The 2,735-nt window shown below is 42.2% G+C and carries 2 protein-coding genes; one reads left to right on the top strand and one right to left on the bottom strand.

Annotation, left to right across the window (positions count from 1 at the left end; translation table 11 throughout):
- Positions 1 to 132 precede the first annotated feature (132 nt).
- On the top strand, positions 133 to 2,529 hold the full coding sequence (locus tag AC805_RS25985; protein WP_055073841.1) for a SpoIIE family protein phosphatase: 2,397 nt from the start codon (positions 133 to 135) through the stop codon (positions 2,527 to 2,529).
- 6 nt (positions 2,530 to 2,535) lie between these two features.
- On the opposite strand, the gene AC805_RS26660 is transcribed toward AC805_RS25985, so the two are convergent.
- Positions 2,536 to 2,735, bottom strand: a 200-nt coding sequence (locus AC805_RS26660) for a hypothetical protein (RefSeq protein ID WP_231662397.1), incomplete at its 5' end; no start/stop codon positions are given.

Here is a 2,735-nt window from a genome sequence, read left to right as displayed (position 1 = left end):
CTGCGCGTGCGCCGCAGGTTTTAGGGTTTTATACTTAAATTAAGCCCACTTACTCACTTAAACCAAAGTTGTAAGTTTTTAGAGTCTGGAGCATGGCGAGAAATAGATTAGAAGATTGTCTCAAACGAAATTATGATGCTATTCAAGCCCGCGATCGTGCTTATGAACCGATTGAAATATCCACAGAAATTTTTTCTGATCAGTCTGCTATTTGTCTTACCGCTTGCCTTGGTGATGAATTTGCTCATGTCAGAACTAAACAGTCGTGTGGAATTTACTCAAAAAGAAATTTATGGCAATGCGTACCTAAGACCTATTAGCCAATTATGGCAATATATTCCCCGACGGCAATTAATTTTGCAAAATCAGTTTTACAAGAATTCGCAAGGTGCTAGTTTCATAGATCGTTCAGATCGCTTAGAAATATCTCAATCGCCGCAACGAGAATTGCAGGATCTCCAAAATGCGATCGATCGAGAGTTTGTGAATTTAGCGAAGGTAGATCGCCGTATTGGGGGCATTATTCAAACTGGCGATAAGGTCAAAGATATAGAGACTTTAAGGCAAGATTTGCAGAAATCTACAGGGCTTGCAGAGTTTCGCAATCAAGATTTAGTTCTAGAAAAACTCGATCGCTTTAGAGCTTATGTCGTGGATTTTTCAAATTTAATTCTCGATCCAGATCTTGATACCTTCTATCTAATGGATGCGAGTGCGGTTAAGCTGCCAGAGATGCAAAAGGTCTTAAATAAGATGATGCGGACATATCGGGAAATGACCTTTGAAAAAGAAACCGCTAATGAAAAAAAGACCTTACTGATTTCTTTGTTGGGGTCGCTGGATGAATATAATAACGACTTAACTGCAAATTTAGAACGCGCTTTTAAAAATAACCGTCGCGGCAATCTGCGTAATTCGCTGAACGGGGCACTGCAAGATTTTGTTTCTGGCGTTAACAAGGCGATCGCTAATACCAATCAGATTGTCGGTAAGGAAAGCCAGTCTGCTTTGGCGGAAGGGGCTTATCAACAAAGCATTGAAAATACTCTGAAATATAGCTTTACGCTTTCACAACAAATTTTCGATCGCTTAGATGAATTATTGATGTATCGGATTCAAGCTATTGAGGAGCGCAAACTATATATCTCCCTCTTCGTGTTGATTATATTTATAGCGATCGCTTATCTGTTTGTCGGTTTCTATCTATCGGTGATGCGAACCGTTTATCAGTTAGATATTGCTTCTAAGCTCATGACATCGGGAAATGCGGCGGAGATCGAACTAGATAGCAAAGATGAATTATCGATGGTCGTGCGATCTTTCAACAAGGTGGCGATCGCTTTGAGAGAATCTGAAGAAAAATATCGAAGCATTTTTGAAAACTCCGTCGATGGCATTTTTCAGACTAGTCCTGAAGGGAAGTATCTCAGTGTCAATCTAGCCTTGGCGAAAATCTATGGCTATGAATCCGTTGAACAGATGGTCGCGCAATTAGTAGATGTTAATACCCAACTCTATGTCGATCCCGATCGCCGTCAGCAGTTTCAAGCCCTCATGGATGTAAATGATACGATTACTAACTTTGAGTCGCAGGTATATAAACGCGATCGCACTGCGATCTGGATTAGTGAAAATGTGCGCACCCTCCGCGATCAGCATGGCAGAATAATTTACTACGAGGGGACTGTTGAAGACATTAGTCAGCGTAAAATGGCCGAAATTGCCTTAGAGAAAGCAAATCAACAAATTATTGCGCTGAATGAGCGGCTCAAAAAAGAAAATCTACGGATGAGTAGCGAGCTAGAAGTTACGCGCAAGCTACAGGAAATGATTCTGCCTAAAGACAAAGAATTAGCAATGGTCATGGGTCTAGATATTGCGGGCTTTATGGAACCTGCGGCTGAGGTCGGTGGCGATTATTACGATGTGCTGCAACAAAATGGGCGGATCAAGATTGGTATTGGCGATGTGACGGGGCATGGACTAGAGAGCGGTATGTTGATGATCATGGTGCAAACTGCGGTACGCACCCTACTCCAAAATGAAGAAGACGATCCAGTCAGATTTTTAGACATTCTCAACCGCACGATTTATGGCAACGTGCAGCGAATGGATTCGGACAAAAATTTAACCCTGTCCCTAATTGATTACGACCAAGGTAAGTTGACGCTAAGCGGTCAGCATGAAGAAATGATCGTGGTGCGGAAGAATGGTTATCTTGAGAGATTTGACACGATTGATTTGGGATTTCCCATTGGGCTAGAGGAAGAAATTGGGAACTTTCTTGCTCACAAGCAAATTCATTTGCATTCGGGTGATGTGGTCGTGCTATATACCGATGGCATTACTGAGGCGGAGAACGAAGACCGACAACTTTATGGTGTCGATCGATTATGTGAAGTGATTTGCCAAAATGTTGATGCCTCGGCGATCGCTATTCGTGAGGCGGTAATTGAGGATTTGCGATCGCATATTGGCAATCAAAAAATCTATGACGACATTACCCTTCTCGTACTCAAACAAAAATAGGTATTCCTAAATATAGCTACCGCCAGTCTTGTATAGTGTTGCCGCGCGGAGTGCGGCAACACTATTTGGGGCTTTATACCAATTCACAAAAGTGTTGTCACACTTTTGTGAATTGGTATAAAGCCCCAAATAGGTTAAGACATAAAACCCAGAAGAGTGTTGCGGCGCTTCGCGCCGCAACACTCTTCTGGGTTTTGTTTTTGTCC

The sequence above is a fragment of the Pseudanabaena sp. 'Roaring Creek' genome, assembly GCF_001402795.1.
In the GTDB taxonomy this organism is placed as follows: Bacteria; Cyanobacteriota; Cyanobacteriia; order Pseudanabaenales; family Pseudanabaenaceae; genus Pseudanabaena.
Note: the sequence above shows the minus strand (reverse complement) of the source record. Positions and strands in the feature narration are given on the sequence as shown.